The following is a 20,538-nucleotide window of genomic DNA, read 5'->3' on the forward strand; positions in this document are numbered from 1 at the left end:
GACGGTCCACCCCCGCTCCGCCCGCCGGGATGCCCCCGAACTGGGCGAGCGGCCAGGGCGGCAGCACCGCCGGCCGCGCCTCCGCCCTGCCACCCTCCCTGTCGGACCAGCGGGTCGAATCCCGCTCCGCCGACGCGGGAACGGCCCAGAACGGGCGCGCTCCGACCCGCCCGCGCGAGGAACGCGCGGCGAGCGGATCGTGACCCCGTCAGAGGACCTCCAACGGCACCGGCCGGTCGGGAGCCGGGAACCTGGCGTCGAGCTCGGCGAGGTCCTGCCGGGTCAACCGGATGTCCAGGGCACCCCGGTTCGCCGACACGTGCTCCAAGGCGGCTGCCTTCGCCACCGCCAGCAGCTCGCCGCCCCGCAGCACCCAGGCCAGGGCCACCTGTGCCGGCAGGACACCGTGCCGCCCGGCGACCCCGGTGAGCACCGGGTCCTCCAACAGCCGGCCCTGCTCGATGGGGGAGTAGGCCATCACCGGGAGGCCCCGTTCGCGACACCAGGGGAGGAGGTCAAGCTCGATCCCCCGCCGCGTCAGGTTGTACAGGACCTGGTTCACCGCGCACTCCGGCCCGCCGTCGACGAGCCACAACTCCTCCAGGTCGGAGACATCGAGGTTGCTGACCCCGAACGCCCCGATGAGACCCCGGTCCCGCAGGCGGAGGAACGAGTCCACGGTCTCCGCCAGGGGAGTCGCCCCCCGCCAGTGCAGCAGGTAGAGATCGATGTGGTCGGTGCCCAGCCGACGCAGGCTCCGCTCGCACGCCTGGACCGTTCCCCGGCGGTCGGCGTGGTGGGGGAGCACCTTGTCGACCAGGAACACCTCGTCCCGGCGGCCCGCCACCGCCTCCCCGACCACGGACTCCGCGCCGCCGTCGGCGTACATCTCGGCCGTGTCGATCAGGGTCAACCCCAGGTCCAGACCGTGTCGCAACGCGGCGACCTCGGCCGCGCGTTCCGCGTCCCGCTGGCCCATGCCCCACGTGCCCTGGCCCAACGGCGCGGTCTCCCGCCCGTCCGGCGAGTGCGGCTCCCGTGCCATCCGGCCTCCGATCCTCCGCGCCGTCCCGCCGACACCTCGGCCGGTGCCAGCGGCTGGGCAGGTGACATGCCCGATTCAAGTGCCCACCGCCGCGCCCCGCGCGCGTACGCGGACACCTCCAGCGCGGGTAGGCCTCCTCCCGGCTACCCGCCGGCCGGCCGGATACGCGGGGCGGAGCGGAGCCGACCCGCCCACCCTCAGCGCAGCAGGCCCAGGTGCAGCGCCCGCAACACCGCGCGGGTCCGGTCCCGGGTGCCCAGTTTCAGCAGCACCGACGAGACGTGGTTCTTCACGGTCCCCTCGGCCAGGAACAGCGCCTCGGCGATCTCCCGGTTCGCGTATCCGGAGGCCAGCAGCCGCAGCACCTCCAGCTCGCGTTCGGTGAGGTCCTCGACCCGCGTCACCTCCGAGTCGAACGGCACCTCGCGGGACCGGACCGCCCGCAGCAGGCGGTCGGTGATCGCCGGCTGCACCAGGGTTCCCCCCGAGGCCAGGGTGCGCACCGCGCCCACCAGTTGCTCCAGGGTCACGTCCTTGAGCAGGTACCCCCGGGCACCCGCCCGCAGCGCCCGCAACACCAGCTCGTCGTCGTCGAAGGTGGTCAGGACCAGCACCGGCACGCTGATCCCCGACTCCCGCAGGGCCTCCAAGGCCCAGATCCCGTCCTGCCGGGGCATCCGCAGGTCCAATAGCACCACGTCGGGCGTCGTCTCCTCGATGACGGTCAGGGCCGCCATCCCGTCGTCGGCCTCCGCGACGACCTCGATGTCCTCGGCCAGCGACAGCAGACCGCGAATGCCCTGCCGGACCAGGGTCTGGTCGTCCACCACGCACACCCGGATCATGCGGCCGGTACCTCCGCCTCCACCCGGAATCCGGCCTCGGACCGGAACCGCGCCCGTCCGCCGAGTTCCTCCACCCGCTCCACCATCCCTCTCAGCCCGTTGCCCAGCACCAGGTCCCCCGACCCCCGCCCGTCGTCCTGCGCGACCAGGCGCACCTCGCCGTTCTCCCCGCTGCTCACCGTGATCCACAGCTCCTTCGCGTCGGCGTGGCGGATGGTGTTGGTGATGATCTCCTGCGCGCAGCGCACCACCGCGGCCGCCCGCGTCTCGTCCAGCCGGACGTCCTCGTCCACCCGGACCGTCACCAGCGGCTGGGGCAGGTCCCGCACGATCCGGTCCAGGGTGTCCCGCAGGTCCGGGGCGCGGCGGCGCAGCTCGCCGACGGTCGCGCGCACGTCGCCGAGCAGTTCTCCCGCCACCTTCCTGGCACGGACGACGTGCTCCAGGGCCGGTGGGGTGCTCTTGTGCGCGGCGACCTCCAGTTCGAGGGTGAGCACCGTCAGCTGGTGGCCGATCAGGTCGTGCAGCTCCCGGGAGATCCGGAGGCGCTCGTCGCCCCGGGTCGTCTCCGCGAGGATCGCGCTGGCCGCCCGCAGCTCGGTGTGGGCGACCGCCAGGCGTTCCCGCGACTCGATGTCCCGTTGGTGCGCGGTGGCGCTCAGCGCGGTCCCCACCTGGAGGAACGCGTAGAGCATCGCCGTGAACAGGACGTTGTGCATCTCCTGGCTGGCCTGGGACGCGGCGACGAGCACCACCAGCGTGTTGAGCACGATGATCGCGAGCGTCACGCGCCAGGGCACGATGTAGCAGCTGATGGCGGCCACGTACACCAGCACGATCTGCGTCCACCCGGCGCCCGGCGCCAACAGCATGAGGGCGCAGCCGAGCACCACGGCACCGGCGAGGGACCACCGGGAACCCCGCGACGCCTCCTCGGACTGCATGGCGGAGGCGACCAGCGAGGTCACGAAGCCGAGGTAGACGAGCCACCACAGCCAGAGGGGACCGACCGTCACCTCCTGCCCGTTGAGCTGCGTCAGCAGCACGGGAATCCCCGCGGTCAGGCACACCACGAGTCCGAAGATCGCCGACCAGGTGTCGGGGTCCAGCCGTCTCACCCGGCCATCGTAGGAACCCGGCCCAGGCCGCCGCCCCTGCCACAAGTCATGGGTGGTCGTCATGACCTCTGGCACGCGCGGGGGAACCCGCCCGCGCAATAGCGTCAGCGGTATCCCCCGGACGAGGGAATCCACCAGCCGACAGGAGAAGCGTTCTTGCAAGCGATAGAGGTCAACGAACTGCACAAACGATACGGATCCACCGTCGCGGTGCACGACGTCAGCCTGTCCGTGCGGCAGGGGGAGATCTTCGGCATCCTCGGGCGCAACGGAGCCGGCAAGAGCACGACCGTCGAGTGCGTGGCCGGTCTGCTCCGGCCGACCTCGGGAACGGTGCGCGTCCTCGGGCTCGACCCGCACCGCGACCGCGACCGGGTCCGCCAGGTCCTGGGCGTGCAGCTCCAGTCCAGCGACCTCCACAACGCGCTCACCGTGCGGGAACTGGTGCGGCTGTACCGCTCCTTCTACGGCGACGGCGCCGACCCCGACGAGCTCATCGACCGCGTCGGGTTGACGTCGCGGCGCGACCACCGGTTCGAGAACCTCTCCGGGGGGCAACAACAGCGGCTCTCCGTCGCCCTGGCCCTCGTCGGCAACCCGAGGGTGGCCCTGCTCGACGAGCTCACGACCGGTCTCGACCCGCAGGCCCGCCGGGACATCTGGGCGCTGGTGGAGGACCTGCGGTCCGACGGGGTGACCGTCCTGCTCGTCAGCCACCTCATGGAGGAGATCGAGCGGCTGTGCGACCGGATCGCCATCATCGACGCCGGTCGGATCATCGCCCTCGACACCCCGGCCGGCCTGGTCTCCGGCGCCGGACTCGGCCAGCGGGTCCGGTTCCAGGTCAACGGCCCCTTCGACCAGGCGGTCCTCGACAGGCTTCCCGAGGTCACCTCGGTCCGCGTCGAGGGCGGTCAGGTCACCGTGCGAGGTGACGGCGACCTGTTGCAGTCGGTCAGCCGCGCCCTCGTGCACGGCAACATCATCGCCACCGAGACGCGTCTCGAACGGCCGAACCTCGACGACGCCTTCCTCGCCCTCACGGGGCGTGCCCTCAACGACGACGCCACCACGGAGGACTCCCGGTGACCACCCCGACGACACAGCCCGAGATCACGGCGCGCCCGCCCGGGTTCGGCGCCTGGATGGCACTCGTCCTGGCCGAGTCGAAGATGGTCATGCGGGACACCGCGGGCCTGCTCATCCCCATCGGACTGCCCATGCTGCTCCTGGTGATGCACGGCATCAGCATGGACAACCAGGTCCTGCCGGGAACGGACGGCCTGACGGTCATGGAGGTGTTCGTCCTCCCGCTGGTCATCACGATGGTCGTCGCGACCGTCGGCGTGGTGAACATGCCCAGCTTCCTGTCGTACTACCGCCGGTCGGGGGTGCTGCGGCGGCTGGCCGTGACGCCGATGAAGCCGATGATGATCCTGGTCGCCCAGGCCGTGGTCAGCGTCATCCAGAGCGTCATCGGCATCGCCCTGGCACTCACGCTCGCCCTCGCGGCCTTCGGCGGCAACCTGCCCCGTTCCCCGCTGGTCGCGCTCGGCGTCTTCGCCCTGACCATGTTCGCGATGTACGCGGTCGGCATGCTCGTCGCCGCCCTGGCCCCCACGGCCAACTCCTCCGTCGCCATCGGGCTCGTGCTCTTCTTCGCGATGGGAGCCACCGGCGGCATGTTCGGCTCCCGGGAGGCGCTGCCCGACCTGATGGCCACGATCGGCGAGTTCCTCCCCTTCGGCGCGGCGGCCGAGGCCCTCGGCGCCGCCTGGGCGGGGCAGTCGGTGGAAACGACCCACATCCTCAGCCTGCTCGGTGCCACGCTGATCGGCTCCCTCGTCGCCGCGAAGTTCTTCCGCTGGCAGTGACCGGCGGACCAGGGCCGGCTCCCGCCGGCTGAGCGGAGCCGGCACCCGACCGGGTGCCCGGGGGAGGAGGACCCGACCACGACCGTCCACCAGACCAGGGCGGCGTGGTCGGGTTCTCTCTACCGGCAAGTGGAGTGCGTACCCCAGTGAGTTACCGGCCCCGTACTGCTTGACTCGCTCTCGCGCACGACGTGCCGCGAGGCAGGAGGCAAGATGGAGCCGGAGGTCACGGAGGATGTCCCGCTACGAGGGGCGCGACTCCGGAAGGTGTACGGGAAGGGCGAGAACAGGGTGCCCGCGCTCCGCGGCGTCACCGTCAGCTTCCCCCGGGCCTCCTTCACGGCCGTGATGGGACCGTCCGGTTCGGGCAAGAGCACCCTGCTGCGGTGCCTGGCCGGCCTGGAAAGCCCCACCGAGGGCGAGGTCGTCCTCGGCAGCACCACGATCAGCGCACTGGGGGAACCCGACATCACCCGGTTCCGGCGGGACCGGGTCGGTTTCGTCTTCCAGTCCTACAACCTGCTCCCCGCGCTGACCGTCCGCCAGAACGTGGAACTCCCGATGCGACTGGCCGGCCGCCGCCCGTCGCGGGCCGACGTGCGCCTCGTCCTCGAACAGGTGGGCCTCGCCGACCGGGCCAGCGCCCGACCAGCCCAGCTCTCCGGGGGCCAACAGCAGCGGGTCGCGGTGGCCAGGGCACTGGTGTCCGAACCGTCCGTGCTCTTCGCCGACGAACCGACGGGAGCGCTGGACACCAACTCCAGCCGGGACGTCATGGCGCTGCTGAGGAACGCGGCCGACCGGCACTCGCAGACGGTGGTCATGGTCACCCACGACCCCGTCTCCGCCGCGTGGGCGGACCGTGTCGTCTTCCTCTCCGACGGGGAGGTCCACGGCGAACTGGTCGCCCCCTCGGCCGCCGCCGTCGCCGAGCAGATGACGACGTTGGGCGGGTGACATGCTGAGGGTCGCGCTGCACACGCTCTGGGCCAGACGGGGACTGCTCGTCGGGTCCTTCGTCGCACTGTGCCTGGGAGTCGCGCTGCTGGCCTCCACCGGGCAGCTGCTCTCCGCCGCCACCAGCGGGTCCGGGCTCGGCGGGGTCGGTCGTTACGACGCCGCCGCCGTGGTCGTCCGCGCCGACCCGGAGGTGCCCGTCCCCGTCGGTGACCGCACCGTGCACCCCACCGCGCGGGAGGAACGAGGAGTGCCCCCGGAGGTGGCGGCACGACTCCGCGGGGTTCCCGGCGTCACCGACGTCGTCGCCGACGACTCCTTCACGCTCGGTCTGATCGCCGACGACGACCCGGGCACCCCCTTCCGGGACCTGGTCGGCGCGCCCTGGGCCAACGCTGCCCTCACACCCTTCACCGTGGTGGAGGGCGGGGAACCGGCCGCGCCGGCGCAGGCCGTGGTGAGTCGGTCGCTGGCCGAGAGCGACGGCATCACGGTCGGATCCACGCTGAGGGTCGCCGCCTCCACCGGCTACCGGGACGTCGAGGTGGTGGGCCTGGCCGAACCACCCGGTGACACCGGGATCCCGGGGGAGGCCACGGTCTTCCTCGACGACGCCACCGCCGCGTCACTCGTCCCCGACGGGCAGCGTCCCGTGGCCCTCGGGGTGTTCTCCGAGGAGGCCCCGGCCAGGCTCGCCGAGACGATCCGCCAGGAGTTCGCCGACGAGGGACTCCGGGTGCTGCACGGGCCAGCCAAGGGCGGCGTCGCCCAGGACGAGATCTACCAGCAGGGCACCCAGGACATCACCGCGCTGTTGGCGATGATGGCCGTCATCGCGCTGTTCGTGTCCACCTTCGTGGTGGCCGGGACCTTCGGGTTCGCGGTGTCCCAACGGACCGGGGAGCTCTCCCTGCTGCGCGCGTTGGGAGCCACCGCCCGGCAGCTCCGGGTGATGCTCGTCGGGGAGGCGCTGATCCTCGGCGTGCTGGCCTCCGCCGCCGGGGTGTTCCTCGGAGCGGCGGCGGCCGGCCAGGTCGCCGCGCTGCTGGTCGACGCCGGCGCGGCCCCCCCGGGTTTCCGCGCACCCACGGCACCCGGTCCGCTGGTCCTCACGTTCGTCCTCGGGCTCCTCGTCGCCCTGGCCGGTGTCGCCGGGGCCTCCCGACGGGGGAGCGGCGTGTCACCCGCCGAACCCCCGAGGCTCGGCCAGCTCGACGACAGCCGAATGACCCGGGGCCGCTGGATCATCGCCGGCGTGTTCGGGGCGCTGAGCGCGCTCATCGCGGCGAAGACGCCCACCGCCGCCGCCGACGGAGTGGTGGTCTTCTCCTTCCTGCTGGCGGTGTTCCTCGTCCTGGCCCTGGTCAGCCTGGCACCGCTGTTCGTGCCCGCGCTCGCGGCGGTCGTCGTGACCCCCTTCGCGTCGCTGACCCGGTCCAGTGGCTTCCTGGCCTCGCGCAACCTGCGCACCGGGATGCGCCGCACCGCCTCGACCACCGCGCCGGTGATCGTCACCGTCGCCCTGGCCGGAACGGTCTTCGGCGCCACCAGCATCACCAGTGCCACCACAGCCCGGGACAGCGAACGCAACCTCGCCGCCGACGTGATCGTCCACTCGACCACGGCGACCGGCCTGCCCCCGGACGCCGCCGAGGTGGCCCGTTCCGCACCCGGTGTCGTCGGGCTCGCCTCGGTGGCCCGCACCCGGGGCTGGGTGCCGACCGCCACCTACGCCCGGGCGACCACCATCGGCGGCGTCGACCCCTCGGCCCTGCCTCGCACCTACCGGTTCGACGTCACCGAGGGAGACCCGGCGACCCTCGACGGGGAGAGCGTCATCGTCTCCCAACCCGTCGTCGACGACACCGGATGGCGCCACGGGCAGGTCGTCCCGGTGTACTTCGGTGACGGCCAGGTGCGGGAACTGCGGATCGCCGCCGTTCTGCGGAACTCCGTCGACCTCCCCGAGATCCTGGTCACCCCCGAACTGGTCACCCAGCACGCCCGCGACCCGATGACCGCCGAGCTGTACCTCAACCTCGACCAGCCTCCCGCCGACGACGACCCGCTGACCGAGCTGAACGACGCCCTCGCCCCCGTCGGAGCCGTCGCCACGCCCGGCGGACGCTGGTTGTGGGAACGGGAGGTGGACAACGCCCAGGAGAGCCGCGCGTTCGCGTTCGTCCTCATCGGAATGTCCGTGCTCTACACCAGCATCGCCATCGCCAACACCTTGCTGATGTCGGCGGGCGGACGGATCCCGGAACTCGCCCTGCTCCGCGACTCGGGGGCCACCCGCGCCCAGCTGGTCCGGATGATGAGCTGGGAGGCCGTCGGAGTGGTCCTCACCGGAGTGCTCCTGGGGGTGCTCGCCGCCGCGGTCAGCTGGACCGGCGTGTACCTCGCCCTGGCCAGGACCGTCGACGCCGCGCACCTCGCCGTTCCCTGGGCCGACCTGGGCATCGTGGTGGTGGCCTGCCTGCTGGTGGCGCTGCCGGCCAGCCTGCTGCCGGTCGCGCTGCTGCGACGCGGCCGGGCAGGGGGGAAGGCGTGACCCCGCGGCCCACCCAGGTACCGGCGGCGACCGACGACGCACCGGGCGACCCGGGCGGTGCCCGTGGCGAACAGGGCACCGCGCAGGCGGCGGCGACACCGGGACGGCACGCCTCCCGACACCCCGCCAGCCTCCGCGCGGCGCTGACCGGCAACCCGGTGCGGTTCCTGTTCTCCTGGTGGCCGCTGCGGTCCCTGGCCTACCTCGCCGTCGGAGCGGCCTGCGGGCCCGTCCTGCTGGTGCTGCTGGCGGTGTCGCTGCTCTTCGGGCTGCTGCTCACCCCCGTCGCCGTCGGCGTGCCCCTGCTGGTCGGGGGGCTGCTGCTGGGCATCCCGCTGGCGGTGGTGGAACGGTACCGGCTCCGACTGGTGGAGGACTCCCACGCCCCGCCCCTGCGGATGGCGCACCACCCTCCAGCGGAGTCGGGACTTCGACCGTGGCTGACCTGCCGCCTGCGGGAACGAGCCACCTGGCGGGAACTCGCCTACGCCCTCGTCGTCGCCTTCCCGCTGGCCGTCGTCAACGCGCTGGGACTCATCCTGCTGGCCGGCGGGGTCGGCCTGACCGTCCTGCTCGTCGTCCTCGCCGTCCACGACCCCGCCTCCGGCGCGCTGGGCTGGGCCGCGCTGGGCCTCGTCCTGACACCGGTGTCGCTGTACCTCGCCGCGTCGATCGCCCTCGGGCAGGCCGCCCTGACCCGGCTGCTGCTCTCGCCCACCGAGGAGGAACTGGGGGCCAGGGTCCGGGAGCTGCGCACGTCGCGGATGCGGCTGGCGGACGCGTTCGAGACCGAACGCCGACGCATCGAGCGGGATCTCCACGACGGCGCGCAGGAACGCCTGGTCGCGTTGACGATGAGCCTGGGCATGGCCAGGCTGGAAATGGCCAGGACCGGGGACGAACGTGGCGTTCGCCTCGTCGAGGAGGCCCACGACCAGGCCAGGGCGGCGCTCACCGAGCTGCGGGAACTGGTCCGGGGGATCCACCCCCGGGTGCTCACCGACCTGGGCCTCGGCGCTGCGGTCGAGGACCTCGCACAGCGGTGCCCGGTCCCGGTCACCGTCGACGTCGACCTGGGGCGTCGACTGCCGCCCTCGATCGAGGCGACCGCCTACTTCGTGGTTCGGGAGGCTCTGACCAACGTCGTCAAGCACAGCCGGGCCGAGCAGGCCGAGGTGGCCGGCCGCCTGCAGCGGGACACGCTCACCGTCACCGTCACCGACGACGGGGTGGGAGGTGCCTCCGGTACCCGCCTGGGCACCGGGCTCGTGGGGCTCCAGGACCGGGTCGCGGTCGTGGACGGTCGGCTGGAGCTCACGAGCCCGGCCGGCGGGCCGACCACCCTCACCGCCACCATCCCCTGCCCGCCGGCCCACGCCGAGGTGCCCCCCGGCGCGCCCTGATCGCGGTCCGCGCCGGTGGCGCGAGCGGATTCCCCGAGGTCACGCCCGAGTCCCGGGTGAGCGTGGGACGTCGTGGCACCGCTTCGCGCGATGCGTCCCCCCCGGCGGAGGTCGTCGGCCCTCGCCGGGGGTCGGCTGACCTGGCGCGGTCACCCGTCCCGGGCCAGCCGAACGGTGGTGCCGGTCACCGAGATCAGCCGGTCGCTCGCGGGGTCGTGTTCCACGTCCGACCGCAGCCGCTGGGCCTCGGTGACGACCTGGTAGGACTCCTGCCCGCTGGGGAGTGTCACGTGCACGTTCCCGCTGCCCTCCGACGTGGCCTCGACCCGCCTGGGCGCCTCGGTGAACACCAGCCTCGCGTCCCCGCTCCGGGTGTTGGTCGTGACCTCCGACGACCTGATGTCCTCCACGACGAGGTTCCCGGACTCGCTGCTCAGGTCCAGCGGTCCCCGGGCCCGCCGGATCTCCATGTGGTTGGTGGTGATGCTCGCGGTGAGGGAACCCGAGGTGTCGTCCGTCCTGATGTGCCCGGACCGGGCAGCGAGGTCCAGGTCACCGGAAGTACCGGAGGCGTCGATCGTGCCGTTGTCGAGACTGGCCGTGACCGGGCCGCTCAGGCCGATCAGGGTGACGCGGCGGCCCCGGCCCGTCAGCTCGACGGCGGTGCCCACGGGCACCGTGATCGCGTACCGGCCCGAACAGCCAGGGGTGAACCCGGAACAGGTGGTCTCGACCAGGAGGTTGTCGCCCTCCACGGTCCAGCTCGCGTTGCCTTCGCTGGCCGCGTCGCCGGCGAGGTACTGGTCGAAGCTGACCGCGTCCACATCGGATTCCCGCAGTTCGACAGTGCTGCCCTCCGCCGCGATGACGAGGCGGTTCCCGCTGAGCGTGAATTCGTGGCTGGACATCAGCGTCTCCTGGTCCGACGTGAGCGAACAGCCGGTTGAGGCGGCGGTCACCGCCGCGAGTGCGACGGCCAGCACCTGCGGAGGCGCTTTCCGGCTCATCACCTTTCCCTTTCTTCGGGCGGTTTCCTTCCCCTTTCTCGTTCCAGGGGAAGAAGATCAAACTATCGCCGCGTCCGCCGTGGTGGAATCCGGGAGAACCCCGAATCGCGAGTACAGCTTGCTGTAGTCGGGGCGTCTCGTGTCCTCTACCGCCCTCGGGGGCCCGCTTCCGCGAGCGGGTCGGCCGAGGACGGGAAGGAGCGGCTGCGCGCGTACTACCAGCAGGTCAGGTGGCCCTGCCGGCGGAAGCCGTTCGGACGCGCCCGCTCGTCCAGCCACGGGGCCTGGCGGGGTCGTGACGAGAACGAGGAACTGCGTCCGACCACCCGACGGGCGTTGCACCAGCGCCTCAGGTCGCCGGGGGCACGACCCGGCGGAACCGTGACCCGGGTTCGCCTCCGCTGGGCCCGCCCCGCTCGTGGGGCGAGGAGCATCCCCGGCGGCAGGCTTCAGCCGGAGGTGAGAGGGGCCGCCCTCCGCCCCCTGCCGAATACCGCCGCCTCGACGACCCGCACCGGGCGCACCTGGACGCGGGATCCGGCACAAGGGTGAACCCGCCTGACGGGCATACTGTGCGTGATCACTCGTACGCCTCGTCCCGAACGTCCACGGTGGAGCACCGATGTCCCGTAGTCCCGTCCGAATCGTCCTCGCGGAGGACTCGCTCCTGATCAGGGAGGGGCTGACCGGACTGTTGACCCGCCTCGGACATGAGGTGGTGGCCGCCGTGGCGAACGTCGAGGGTCTGGTGTCAGCGGTCGACGAGCACCGGCCCGATCTCGTCATCACCGACGTGCGGATGCCTCCCGGCTACTCCGACGAGGGACTGCGGGCCGCCGTCAGCCTGCGCCGTGAGAACCCGGACTTGGCCGTCCTGGTGCTGTCCCAGTACGTCGCCACCGCCTACACCGTCGAACTGTTCGGGAACACCAGGACCAGTGCCGCTAGCCTCGGCTACCTGCTCAAGGACCGGATCGGGGAGGTCGGGGAGTTCGCCGAGGCCATCAGCCGAGTCGCGGGCGGCGGGATGGTGATCGACCCCGAGGTGGTCAGGCAGATGATGTCCGACCGCCGGAAGCAGCAGTCGCTCGCCGCGCTGACGGCCAGGGAACTCGAGGTGCTCGGACTCATGGCGCGCGGCGGTACCAACACCATGATCTCGCGACAGCTGCACATCAGCGAAGCCGGCGTCGCCAAGCACGTGGGCAACATCTTCCACAAGCTCGGGCTCAACGCGGACGACGGTCACCGCCGGGTCCTGGCGGTGCTGACCTACCTCCGCGACTCCTGACGGCGGTCCGCTTGCGGAGGGCGTACCGGGGTGCCGTTCCACCGCCTCCGGACCGCCTCCTCATCCCTCGGTGGGGGCGAGGACCGGTGCGGGCGGTCGACCGAGTCGGACCGGTGGTCGGGGCGCTCCAGCCACTGGGGCGGAACGGCCGCGACTAGCTGACGAGCACGACGATCCCCGCGCCGGCCGCCACGTAGACAGCACTGAGCACCGCGCGTCGCCGGGGGCGGGGCGCGCGGTCCGGCCTGGCGGGAGCGTCCCAGGGCAGCGACCGCCACCGCAGGCACGCGCCCGCCACCCCGACGCCGATCGCGCCGCAGGTCGCCACCCAGCCCCAGCCGATCGCCCAGCCCCAGGCCGCCATGCCCTGGGGCGCGACGAGCACCCGCGCCACCGAGGAGATCACCACCGCATCCACGGCTCCGCTCACCACCGCGTACCTGTCCCTGGCCGCCGCCTTCCCGCGACCCCACGCCCTGGCGAGGAGCACCCCGACGAACACGAGCGCCACCAGGGCGGGGATCGTGCCCAGGAGAGGTTCGCGCATCAGAGTTCCCGCGCCCGCTCCAGCAGTTCCCAGCTGGCGGCGTCAACCCACTGCCCGGTGGCCGACACCAGGGCCACCCCGGTTCCCGCCTCGCGGTCGACCGCGAGGAAGGCCGCGAACCCGGACGTGTGGCCGTTGTGCCACACCACCTGCCGTCCGTCCTCGGTCTCGGTGGTGATCCACGCCAGGCCGATGCGGTCGGACCCGAACTCGCCACGGGTCCCCAGGGCGTCGATCCCCGGCGCGGTCCCGTCCAGCAACGCCGACAGCAGGACGGCCAGGTCGTCGGCGTGGATGCGCAACCCGCCCGCGGGTGCCATCGACTCGCCCGCCCAGGGGGCGACGGCCCGGCCGGCGGCGTCCTCCCCGCGCAGGTCCCGCCGGTCCAGTTCGTCCGGGCTGGTCGGGACGTGCGCGTCGGCCAAGCCGACCGGGTCGAGGACCCGTTCCCGCGCGAGACCCGGGTAGTCCTGGCCGGCGACCTCGGCGAGCGCGGCTCCCAGGACCTCGAAGGCCACGTTGGAGTAGGTGCCGGGTTCGGAGTCCCCCGCCAGTCCGGCCACCTCGGCGAGCCGGTCCTCGGTGCTCGACGGGTAGGGGAACGCACCGGTCCAGCTCGCCCACAGGTTCAGCAGGTACTGGTGGGGGGAGGGGATCTGTGGTGGCAGGCCGGAGGTGTGGGTGGCCAGTTCCGCGAGGGTCGCCGCCCCGGCCGGGGTGCCGTCGAGCTGGTCCAGCAGCGTCCCCACCCGGGTGTCCTCCGTGACCTCGCCCCGGTCGATCGCGTCGGCCAGCAGCAGGCCGGTGATGCCCTTGGTGATGGAGCCGGCCTCGAAGCGGGAGTCGTGGGCGGTGCCGATGACCGTCGTCCGGCGGCCCTGTGGTGTGACGACGGCGGCGGCGAGGGCCCGGTGGTCCTCCCCGGCGATCTCCAGCACGAGGTCGGTGAGTTCGCGGCTGCCGTGCGTGTCCTCGGGCAGCTGGGAGGGGCCGGGTCTGGTGTGGAGGCCGATGCCCAGCGCGGCGGCGGTGACCAGTGCGACCAGGGTCGAGGAGCGGGCGGACAGCGGTAGCGAGGGCATGGGTCGTTCCCCTTGGTGTCGTCGCGCGGGTTCGCGGGGGCCTGGGCTTGGGCGGTGCCGGGTCGGGAACTCCGCGTCAGCGGGCCGCGGCGAGGGCGAGGAGCAGCGGGATGACCCTGGTGGGCGGAACCTCCAGGGCGCCGCGGCCGGCCGACCGCAACCAGCCGGCGGCGGTCAGGATGCGGACGTGGTGGTAGACCTGCCCCTTGGTGCCCATCGAGTCGAGCGACGCCAGCTCGGCCGCGCTGGTGACGCCGTTGAGCACCTCGCGGAGCAGGCGCAGTCGGACGGGGGAGCCCAGCGCGGCCAGCCGCTCCGCCGTGGACTCGGCGTCGGGGCTCTCCAACGCCAACAGCTCCTCGGTGGAATGCCCGTACTGCCACTCCACCGGGGTGGTGGCGCCCCGGAGAACGCCCGCGTAGACCAGGCCCCCGGACTCGGCGGGCATCCGCTGGCGCAGCCCTCGTAGCACCCAGAACCGTTCGGCGAGGTCCCCTTCCCCGGGGTCCGGGATGGCGTCTCGATCTCGGCCGGCTTCGAGGGCCGCCAGCCTTTCCTCCAGGGCCGCGAGGCGCGCCTCGACCGACTCGGGTTCGTCCGTCATGGTGCAAGTATTACGTAAGTACGTACTTCTGCCAACCGCGCCGGGGGTGGGGTGGCCCGATGATGGCGGTACCAGCACGACGCCTGCCCGCGCCGGTGGGTCGCGTCCTCGCCGGCCGCCAGACCGAACGGGGCGGCCGGCGGGTCGTTCAACGAGTACGAACTTCCGCGTGGTGTGTGACCACGGGAGCGGGTGGCGCCGGGGGAGGGGTGGCTCAGCGACCGGGGGTGGCGGCAGCCGTCCGGGACACCCCGGCTCCCGCACTGGCGGCCGGGGTGGCCTGGCGGCCGGGGATCAGGGCCGCGAGGGCGGCGGCGGTGAGCGCCGCACCCGCCCCGATCGCGATGACCAACCGGAACGCGTCCTGGGAGGGCAGGGTGTCCGACCCGAACGAGATCGTCATCCGCGCCAGCGCCACCCCCGCGACCGCGCTGGACACCGAGGTCCCGATCGAGCGCATCAAGGTGTTCAGGCTGTTCGCGGCCGCCGTGGCCGTCACCGGCACCGCCGCCATCACCAGTGAGGGCATCGCGCCGTAGGCCAGGCCGACGCCGGCGCCGATGACGCTCGACACCAGCACGAGGTGCCAGGTCTCCGCCATCAGCACCAGGTTGAGGCCGTAGCCGGTGGCCACGACGAGCGCCCCGACGATCAGCGTCGTCCTCGGCCCCCTGGCCCGGGAGATCCGGGCCGACACCGGTGCCATGGCCATCATGACCAGTCCCGAGGGCGCCATGACCAGGCCGACCGCCACCATCGACCGGCCCAGTCCGTAACCGGTGCCGAGGGGTAGTTGCAGCAGCTGCGGCAGCACCAGGGACATCGCGAACATCGAGAAGCCGAACACGACCGAGGCCAGGTTCGTCATCAACACCGGTGGACGCGCGCTGGTGCGCAGGTCCACCAACGGGCCGGGAGTCCGCAGTTCCCACCAGCCCCAGGCGACCAGCAGGACCACGGCGGCGGCGAGCAGCCCGGTGGTGGTGCCGCTGCCCCAGCCCCAGTCCGCGCCCTTGGAGATCGCCAGGAGCAGGCAGACCAACGCCGCCGACAGGCCCAGCGCGCCGAGGAGGTCGAAGCGGCCGCCCGAGCGCACCGAGGACTCGGGGACCAGGGTCACCACCAGGACCAGGGCGAACGCGCCGAGTCCGGCGGCCGTCCAGAACAGGACGTGCCAGTCGAACCGTTCGGCGAGCAGGGCCGCGGCGGGAAGGCCCAGCGCGCCCCCCACGCCGAGGGAGGCGCTCATCAGCGCGGTGGCCGAGCCGAGCCGCTCGGCGGGCAGTTCGTCGCGCATGATGCTGATGCCCAACGGGATCACCCCGGAGGCCAGTCCCTGGAGGACGCGGCCCACGACCATCGGCGGGAGGCTGTCGCTCAGCGCGCAGACCACGGATCCCCCGACGAGGAGCGCCAGGCTGATCAGGAGCATCCGGCGCTTGCCGTACATGTCGCCGAGACGGCCCATGGTGGGCGTCGCGACGGCGGCGGCGAGCAGGGTGGCGGTGATCGCCCAGGCCGTGTCGGCGGCGGGTGCCCCCAGGAGGGTGGGCAACTGCGGAACGAGTGGGATCACGACCGTCTGCATGAGCGACACGACGATGCCCGAGAGGGCGAGCACGGCCACCACGGTGTTCGCGGGTGGGCGGTCCGTCGGGTCGGCGGTGCTGACGGGCGCGGTGGACATGGCGGAGCCTCCGTCGGGAGAGGGGAATGCCAACCGATGTTAAATCAGTTGCTTGACTTAGCCTAGGGCGGGCGGATTCACTGTGGCATCGCAGGAGGAACCAGGGAGGTCAGGATGGCGGAACGGATCACCGGAGCGGTGGTGGACGACGGGGTGAGGGCTCGAAGATCGAGGGGTCAGGCGCTCCGTGAGCTGCCTGTAGGGTGGTGACCGTGGTGGCGGATGTCGACAGGCGGCCGAGGGCGGCGCAGGCCGAGGTCACGCGACGTCAGATCCTCACCACGGCCGAACGCCTGTTCGCCGAGGAGGGTCTGTACGCGGTGTCCAACCGCCAGATCAGCGCGGCGGCGGGGCAGGGCAACAACGCGGCGGTCGGTTACCACTTCGGCACCAAGGCCGACCTGGTCCGAGCCATCGCCCGCCGGCACACCGAGGCCATCGAGGAGCTGCGAGTGGCCTGCGTCTCGGCGGTGCGCGGTTCGCGGGAGGTGCGCGACTGGGTGGACTGCCTGGTGCGCCCGGTCACCTCCCACCTGTCCTCGTTGGACGGCCCCACCTGGTTCGCCCGGTTCGCGGCGCAGGTCATGACCGATCCGACCTTCCGCCCCGTGCTGGCCGAGGAGTCCCTGGCCTCGCCCTCGCTGCGCGAGGTGCTCGAGCAGCTCTCCTCCTGCCTCCCCGACGTCCCGCCCGACGTGCGGGCGGACCGCGCGGACATGGTCCGGCACCTCATCCTCCACGTCTGCGCGGAACGTGAGCGAGCGCTGGCCGGAGGGGAACTCACCCCCCGCGCCGGGTGGGACGGCGCGGCCACCGGGCTCGTCGACGCGATCGTGGGGCTGTGGACGGCTCCCCACGACGGGGGGCGTCCCCGGTCGCGGCCGCCAGGCCTGTGATCGCCCTCGCGGGCACCGCGCTCTCCGCCGGCTCGGGCCGTTCCCGGGCGGGCGGTCCGACGGGACGTCGTTCCGCCGCGAGTTCCTGACTCCGGCGGAGCCCCACCGTGGGCGGGGTGGGTGGCTCTCAGCCCCTCGGGTCCGGTGACCGGGACGTCGTCCGGCGGTCCTGCCCGCCTTCACCCCTCCGGCTGCTCAGTGGTTCGCCGGTGCGCCCGACAGTGGTGGTGGGAGTGGACGGTCCCGGGCGGGCCGAGCCGTGCGGTGTCCGTTGGTCGCCGTAGGCGGATCCGTTCGGCGCTGCGGACTGGACCTGGCGCGCCCATGAGGTCACCGTGGGTAATGAGGATCACCGTCCCGCTGACTAAGTCAGTCGATTGACTTAAGCGGATGTTTCCGCTTAGCTGGGCCGGAGGACTTCGACACCGAGGAGGACGCTGTGGCACGTGGCGACGCCGACCAGAAGCTGGACTACCCCCTGCCGGCCCCGACCGCGTTGGAACCGCCGGTGGAGTGGGCCGACCTCCGGGGTAGGTGCCCGGTCGCCCCGGTCACGTTGCCCAGCGGCGACACGGCCTCCCTGCTGACCCGCTACGACGACGTCCGGCAGGTGCTCTCCGACCCCCGGTTCACCCGCCACCTCAACGCGCCGGACGCCGCCCGCATCGCGGCGAACGAGTCCGGCGGCGTCTTCAACGGGGCGCTGGCCAGCGCCATGCCCGAGGAGACGCACCAGCAGTGGCGGCGGCTGGTCAGCAAGTGGTTCACGGCCAAGCGCATGACGCGGCTCCGCCCCGGTATCGAGGCGATGGCCGACCGGCTCGTCGACGCCATGGTGGAGCACGGCGCTCCCGCCGACCTCAGGTCGATGCTCGGCTTCCCGTTACCGGTCTGGGTCATCTGCGACATGCTCGGCGTGCCCGAGACCGACCGGGACCGCTTCGCCTACTGGTCCAACACGCTGCTCAGCCTGACCCGGTACACCCAGGACGAGATCGACGCGGCGCAGGCCGAGTTCCGCGCCTACATGGCGGACCACATCGCCGCGACCCGGCAGGACCCGGGCGAGGACCTGATCAGCGAGCTGATCGCGACCTCCGAGAGCCACGGGCAGGTCCTGCCCGACGAGGCGCTGCTGGCGACCGCGCAGGGACTCCTGGTCGCCGGCCACGAGACGACGTCGAACATGATCGGCAAGATGGTGGGGATGCTCCTGGCCGACCGGCGGCGCTGGGAGGCACTGCTCGACGACCCGTCCCTCGTACGAACCGCCGTGGAGGAGGCCCTGCGGATGGACGCCAACGGCGGCTTCGGCATCCCCCGGTACATCACGGAGGACGCCGAGGTCGGGGGCACCCGCGTGCCCCGGGGCACCACCGTGGTCTGCAACCTGAGCGCCGCCAACCGCGACGAGCGGGTCTTCCCCGACGCCGACCAGATGGACCTCACCCGCAGCCCCAACACGCACCTCGCCTTCGGGGCTGGTAGCCACTCCTGCCTGGGGCAGTCGCTCGCCCGCACCGAGCTCCAGGCCGTGCTGTCCGTGCTGCTGCGCCGGCTGCCCTCGCTCGAACTGGCCGTCGCACCCGAGGACCTGGCGCGGGTGGACGGCCTGGTGGTGGGCGGGCTCCAGGAACTCCCGGTGCGATGGTGACCACGGGGCACATGACCCGGCGCGCCGAGGACACCCGGGAGCGGATCCTGACCACCGCCGAGCGGCTCTTCGCCGAACGTGGAACCTCCGCCGTGTCGAACCGCCAGGTGGGGGAGGCGGCCGGCCAGGGCAACAACTTCGCGGTGGGCTACCACTTCGGGAGCCGGACCGAGCTCGTGCGCGCCATCATCCGCAGGCACGCCCGTCCCATCGAGGGAACCCGGGAACGGATGCTCAGCCAGATCGAGGGCAGCCACGACGCCCGCGACTGGGTGGCGTGCCTGGTGTGGCCGTTCACCGACCACCTGGACCGGCTGGGGACGCCGTCCTGGTACGCGCGTTTCAGCGCCCAGGTGATGACCGACCCGGCCCTGCGCCGGGTCATCCTGGAGGACGCGCTTGGCACGGAAGCCCTGCGCCGCATCGTCGAGGGGTTCAACCGGTGCCTGCCCGCGCTTCCCCTGCCGGTCCACCTCGAACGGGGTGTCATGGCCCGCACCCTGCTGTCCCACGTCTGCGCCGAACGGGAGGCCGCCCTCGCCCACGGCAGGCCGACCCCGAAGGCCACTTGGGACGACGCCGCCGCCGCGCTCGTCGACGCGATCGTCGGGCTGTGGCGGGCACCCGTCACCTCGGCCGGCGGCTGACAGACCAACCACCACCACACACGACGAAGGAGCGAGGAACATGAAGGTGTCCGTCGACGAGGACAAGTGCTGCGGGGCCGGTTCGTGCGTGCTGGCCGCCCCCGACGTGTTCGACCAGCGTGACGAGGACGGCGTGGTCGTCCTGCTCAACGCCGAGCCGCCGGCCGAGCTGCACGCGGCGGTCCGCGAGGCGGCCGATGTCTGCCCCGCCGCGGCGATCACCCTGCGGGCCGCGCCGTGAACGGCCTCTCCGAGGTGCTGGTCGTCGGGGCGTCGGCCGCCGGCCTGGCGACGGTCGAGGCCCTGCGCCGCAGGGGGTACACCGGCGGGGTCACCCTCCTCGGAGCGGAGGCCCACCCGCCCTACGACCGGCCCCCGCTGTCCAAACAGGTGCTCGCCGGGGCCTGGGCACCAGACCGGGTGAGGCTGCGCCAGCAGGAGGCGCTCGACGCGCTGGAGGCCCAGGTGATCCTCGGTGACCCCGCGGTCTCCCTCGACCCGCCCGGCCGGGTGGTGCGCACCGCCGCCGGCCGGGTCCTCCGCGCGGACGCCGTGGTGTTGGCCACGGGGGTGCGACCGAGGACCTTGCCGGGACAGGGCGGTCTCGCCGGGGTGCACGTGTTGCGGACGCTCGCCGACTGCCTGGCCCTGCGCGCGGACCTCCGGCCCGGGGCCAGGTTGGTCGTGGTGGGCGACGGGGTGCTGGGAGCGGAGGTCGCCGCGACCGCCCGCACGGCGGGGCTCGACGTCACCCTCACCGGCCCCCAGCCGGCGCCGCTGGCGGCGCAGCTGGGCCCACTGGTAGCCGGCCTGCTCGGACGGACCCACGCCGACAACGGGGTGCGGCTCCGACTTGGTCAGGCCGTGACCGGGCTCGAGGCCCGTGAGGGCCGCGTCACCGGGGTGAACCTCGCCGATGGCGAGGAGATCCCGGCTGACGTCGTCCTGGTGGCCCTCGGTTCGGTGCCCAACACCGACTGGCTCGCGGGCAGCGGGCTTCACCTGGACAACGGCGTCCGCTGCGACGCGCGGTGCCGGGCGGCGGACGGGATCTACGCCGTCGGCGACGTCGCCCACTGGTTCCACGAGGGCCTGGGCGTCGGCATGAGGTTGGAGAACCGCACGAACGCCACCGAACAGGCCGGGGTCGTCGCCGAGAACATCCTGGGCGCCGACCGCCCCTACACCCCGGTGCCCTACTTCTGGACCGACCAGTTCGACGCCAGGCTCCAGATCCACGGGCTGCTGCCGCCGGATGCCGAGGTGAGCGTCGAGGACGGCGACCCGGAGTCCCGCCGGTTCGTGGCGGCCTACCGGCGGGGCGGCG

20 protein-coding genes are annotated in these 20,538 nt (G+C 72.7%); 12 read left to right on the forward strand and 8 right to left on the reverse strand.

Going from position 1 to position 20,538, the window contains the following annotated elements:
- Window positions 1–203 (forward strand): hypothetical protein (locus ACTIDRAF_RS34335; protein ID WP_039785352.1); only part of this gene is annotated, 203 nt, incomplete at its 5' end.
- Window positions 204–208: 5 nt separating this feature from the next.
- Here ACTIDRAF_RS34335 and ACTIDRAF_RS0201925 read toward each other — a convergent pair.
- The 3 genes from ACTIDRAF_RS0201925 to ACTIDRAF_RS0201935 all read right to left on the reverse strand — a co-directional run bounded on the left by ACTIDRAF_RS0201925 (window position 209) and on the right by ACTIDRAF_RS0201935 (window position 3,008).
- Window positions 209–1,045 carry an aldo/keto reductase gene (locus tag ACTIDRAF_RS0201925; protein ID WP_016697015.1) on the reverse strand — a complete coding sequence of 279 codons (837 nt, stop codon included), beginning with the start codon at window positions 1,043–1,045 and terminating at the stop codon, window positions 209–211.
- Window positions 1,046–1,242: 197 nt separating this feature from the next.
- The gene (locus ACTIDRAF_RS0201930; RefSeq protein WP_016697016.1) at window positions 1,243–1,890 is read right to left on the reverse strand and encodes a response regulator; all 648 of its coding nucleotides are present in this window, start codon (window positions 1,888–1,890) and stop codon (window positions 1,243–1,245) included.
- Window positions 1,887–3,008: a sensor histidine kinase gene (locus ACTIDRAF_RS0201935; protein WP_016697017.1), complete on the reverse strand. Its 1,122-nt coding sequence runs from the start codon at window positions 3,006–3,008 to the stop codon at window positions 1,887–1,889. The genes ACTIDRAF_RS0201930 and ACTIDRAF_RS0201935 overlap by 4 nt, the downstream gene beginning before the upstream one ends.
- Window positions 3,009–3,164: 156 nt before the next feature.
- Between ACTIDRAF_RS0201935 and ACTIDRAF_RS0201940 the strand changes: the two genes are divergently transcribed.
- The 5 genes from ACTIDRAF_RS0201940 to ACTIDRAF_RS26770 all read left to right on the forward strand — a co-directional run bounded on the left by ACTIDRAF_RS0201940 (window position 3,165) and on the right by ACTIDRAF_RS26770 (window position 9,796).
- Window positions 3,165–4,097 carry an ABC transporter ATP-binding protein gene (locus tag ACTIDRAF_RS0201940; protein ID WP_026065685.1) on the forward strand — a complete coding sequence of 311 codons (933 nt, stop codon included), beginning with the start codon at window positions 3,165–3,167 and terminating at the stop codon, window positions 4,095–4,097.
- Window positions 4,094–4,882, forward strand: coding sequence for an ABC transporter permease (locus ACTIDRAF_RS0201945; protein ID WP_016697019.1), 789 nt, complete (start codon window positions 4,094–4,096; stop codon window positions 4,880–4,882). Before ACTIDRAF_RS0201940 ends, ACTIDRAF_RS0201945 begins: the two co-directional genes overlap by 4 nt.
- A 213-nt stretch (window positions 4,883–5,095) precedes the next feature.
- Window positions 5,096–5,839: an ABC transporter ATP-binding protein gene (locus ACTIDRAF_RS0201950; RefSeq protein ID WP_016697020.1), complete on the forward strand. Its 744-nt coding sequence runs from the start codon at window positions 5,096–5,098 to the stop codon at window positions 5,837–5,839.
- 1 nt (window position 5,840) lies between these two features.
- Entirely contained in the window at window positions 5,841–8,393 is a 2,553-nt protein-coding gene (locus tag ACTIDRAF_RS0201955) for an FtsX-like permease family protein (RefSeq protein WP_016697021.1), read from the forward strand.
- Complete coding sequence (locus tag ACTIDRAF_RS26770; protein ID WP_016697022.1) at window positions 8,390–9,796, forward strand: sensor histidine kinase; 1,407 nt, start codon at window positions 8,390–8,392, stop codon at window positions 9,794–9,796. The genes ACTIDRAF_RS0201955 and ACTIDRAF_RS26770 overlap by 4 nt, the downstream gene beginning before the upstream one ends.
- Before the next feature lie 149 nt (window positions 9,797–9,945).
- On the opposite strand, the gene ACTIDRAF_RS0201965 is transcribed toward ACTIDRAF_RS26770, so the two are convergent.
- Entirely contained in the window at window positions 9,946–10,803 is an 858-nt protein-coding gene (locus ACTIDRAF_RS0201965) for a DUF4097 family beta strand repeat-containing protein (RefSeq protein ID WP_083886057.1), read from the reverse strand.
- 622 nt (window positions 10,804–11,425) lie between these two features.
- Between ACTIDRAF_RS0201965 and ACTIDRAF_RS0201970 the strand changes: the two genes are divergently transcribed.
- Window positions 11,426–12,094 (forward strand): response regulator transcription factor, encoded by a 669-nt coding sequence (locus ACTIDRAF_RS0201970; protein ID WP_016697024.1) that lies wholly within the window; start codon window positions 11,426–11,428, stop codon window positions 12,092–12,094.
- Window positions 12,095–12,248: 154 nt separating this feature from the next.
- Here ACTIDRAF_RS0201970 and ACTIDRAF_RS0201975 read toward each other — a convergent pair whose 3' ends face one another.
- The 4 genes from ACTIDRAF_RS0201975 to ACTIDRAF_RS0201990 all read right to left on the reverse strand — a co-directional run bounded on the left by ACTIDRAF_RS0201975 (window position 12,249) and on the right by ACTIDRAF_RS0201990 (window position 16,014).
- Window positions 12,249–12,641 carry a hypothetical protein gene (locus tag ACTIDRAF_RS0201975; protein ID WP_016697025.1) on the reverse strand — a complete coding sequence of 131 codons (393 nt, stop codon included), beginning with the start codon at window positions 12,639–12,641 and terminating at the stop codon, window positions 12,249–12,251.
- A complete protein-coding gene (locus ACTIDRAF_RS26775; RefSeq protein WP_016697026.1) occupies window positions 12,641–13,723 on the reverse strand; it encodes a serine hydrolase domain-containing protein in 1,083 nt (360 codons plus the stop codon). Before ACTIDRAF_RS26775 ends, ACTIDRAF_RS0201975 begins: the two co-directional genes overlap by 1 nt.
- Window positions 13,724–13,799: 76 nt before the next feature.
- Complete coding sequence (locus tag ACTIDRAF_RS0201985; protein WP_016697027.1) at window positions 13,800–14,327, reverse strand: winged helix-turn-helix domain-containing protein; 528 nt, start codon at window positions 14,325–14,327, stop codon at window positions 13,800–13,802.
- A 214-nt stretch (window positions 14,328–14,541) separates the two neighbouring features.
- On the reverse strand, window positions 14,542–16,014 hold the full coding sequence (locus tag ACTIDRAF_RS0201990) for an MFS transporter (RefSeq protein WP_016697028.1): 1,473 nt from the start codon (window positions 16,012–16,014) through the stop codon (window positions 14,542–14,544).
- A gap of 206 nt (window positions 16,015–16,220) precedes the next feature.
- Between ACTIDRAF_RS0201990 and ACTIDRAF_RS26780 the strand changes: the two genes are divergently transcribed.
- The 5 genes from ACTIDRAF_RS26780 to ACTIDRAF_RS0202015 all read left to right on the forward strand — a co-directional run.
- Complete coding sequence (locus ACTIDRAF_RS26780; RefSeq protein ID WP_016697029.1) at window positions 16,221–16,910, forward strand: TetR/AcrR family transcriptional regulator; 690 nt, start codon at window positions 16,221–16,223, stop codon at window positions 16,908–16,910.
- 439 nt (window positions 16,911–17,349) lie between these two features.
- Window positions 17,350–18,564: a cytochrome P450 gene (locus tag ACTIDRAF_RS0202000; protein ID WP_016697030.1), complete on the forward strand. Its 1,215-nt coding sequence runs from the start codon at window positions 17,350–17,352 to the stop codon at window positions 18,562–18,564.
- Window positions 18,558–19,211 (forward strand): TetR/AcrR family transcriptional regulator, encoded by a 654-nt coding sequence (locus tag ACTIDRAF_RS0202005; protein WP_016697031.1) that lies wholly within the window; start codon window positions 18,558–18,560, stop codon window positions 19,209–19,211. The genes ACTIDRAF_RS0202000 and ACTIDRAF_RS0202005 overlap by 7 nt, the downstream gene beginning before the upstream one ends.
- Window positions 19,212–19,251: 40 nt before the next feature.
- Complete coding sequence (locus ACTIDRAF_RS0202010; RefSeq protein WP_016697032.1) at window positions 19,252–19,452, forward strand: ferredoxin; 201 nt, start codon at window positions 19,252–19,254, stop codon at window positions 19,450–19,452.
- Window positions 19,449–20,538, forward strand: a 1,090-nt coding sequence (locus ACTIDRAF_RS0202015; RefSeq protein WP_016697033.1) for an NAD(P)/FAD-dependent oxidoreductase, incomplete at its 3' end; no start/stop codon positions are given. The genes ACTIDRAF_RS0202010 and ACTIDRAF_RS0202015, both read left to right, overlap by 4 nt.

The organism is Actinoalloteichus spitiensis RMV-1378, assembly GCF_000239155.1.
Classification (GTDB): Bacteria; Actinomycetota; Actinomycetes; order Mycobacteriales; family Pseudonocardiaceae; genus Actinoalloteichus_B; species Actinoalloteichus_B spitiensis.

Coding starts and splice junctions, on each gene's coding strand:
- ACTIDRAF_RS0201925 (WP_016697015.1), bottom strand. CDS start 1,045: ATGGCACGGGAGCCGCACTCGCCGGACGGGCGGGAGACCGCGCCGTTG.
- ACTIDRAF_RS0201930 (WP_016697016.1), bottom strand. CDS start 1,890: ATGATCCGGGTGTGCGTGGTGGACGACCAGACCCTGGTCCGGCAGGGC.
- ACTIDRAF_RS0201950 (WP_016697020.1), top strand. CDS start 5,096: ATGGAGCCGGAGGTCACGGAGGATGTCCCGCTACGAGGGGCGCGACTC.
- ACTIDRAF_RS0201955 (WP_016697021.1), top strand. CDS start 5,841: ATGCTGAGGGTCGCGCTGCACACGCTCTGGGCCAGACGGGGACTGCTC.
- ACTIDRAF_RS0201965 (WP_083886057.1), bottom strand. CDS start 10,803: ATGAGCCGGAAAGCGCCTCCGCAGGTGCTGGCCGTCGCACTCGCGGCG.
- ACTIDRAF_RS0201970 (WP_016697024.1), top strand. CDS start 11,426: ATGTCCCGTAGTCCCGTCCGAATCGTCCTCGCGGAGGACTCGCTCCTG.
- ACTIDRAF_RS0201975 (WP_016697025.1), bottom strand. CDS start 12,641: ATGCGCGAACCTCTCCTGGGCACGATCCCCGCCCTGGTGGCGCTCGTG.
- ACTIDRAF_RS26775 (WP_016697026.1), bottom strand. CDS start 13,723: ATGCCCTCGCTACCGCTGTCCGCCCGCTCCTCGACCCTGGTCGCACTG.
- ACTIDRAF_RS0201985 (WP_016697027.1), bottom strand. CDS start 14,327: ATGACGGACGAACCCGAGTCGGTCGAGGCGCGCCTCGCGGCCCTGGAG.
- ACTIDRAF_RS0201990 (WP_016697028.1), bottom strand. CDS start 16,014: ATGTCCACCGCGCCCGTCAGCACCGCCGACCCGACGGACCGCCCACCC.
- ACTIDRAF_RS0202005 (WP_016697031.1), top strand. CDS start 18,558: ATGGTGACCACGGGGCACATGACCCGGCGCGCCGAGGACACCCGGGAG.
- ACTIDRAF_RS0202010 (WP_016697032.1), top strand. CDS start 19,252: ATGAAGGTGTCCGTCGACGAGGACAAGTGCTGCGGGGCCGGTTCGTGC.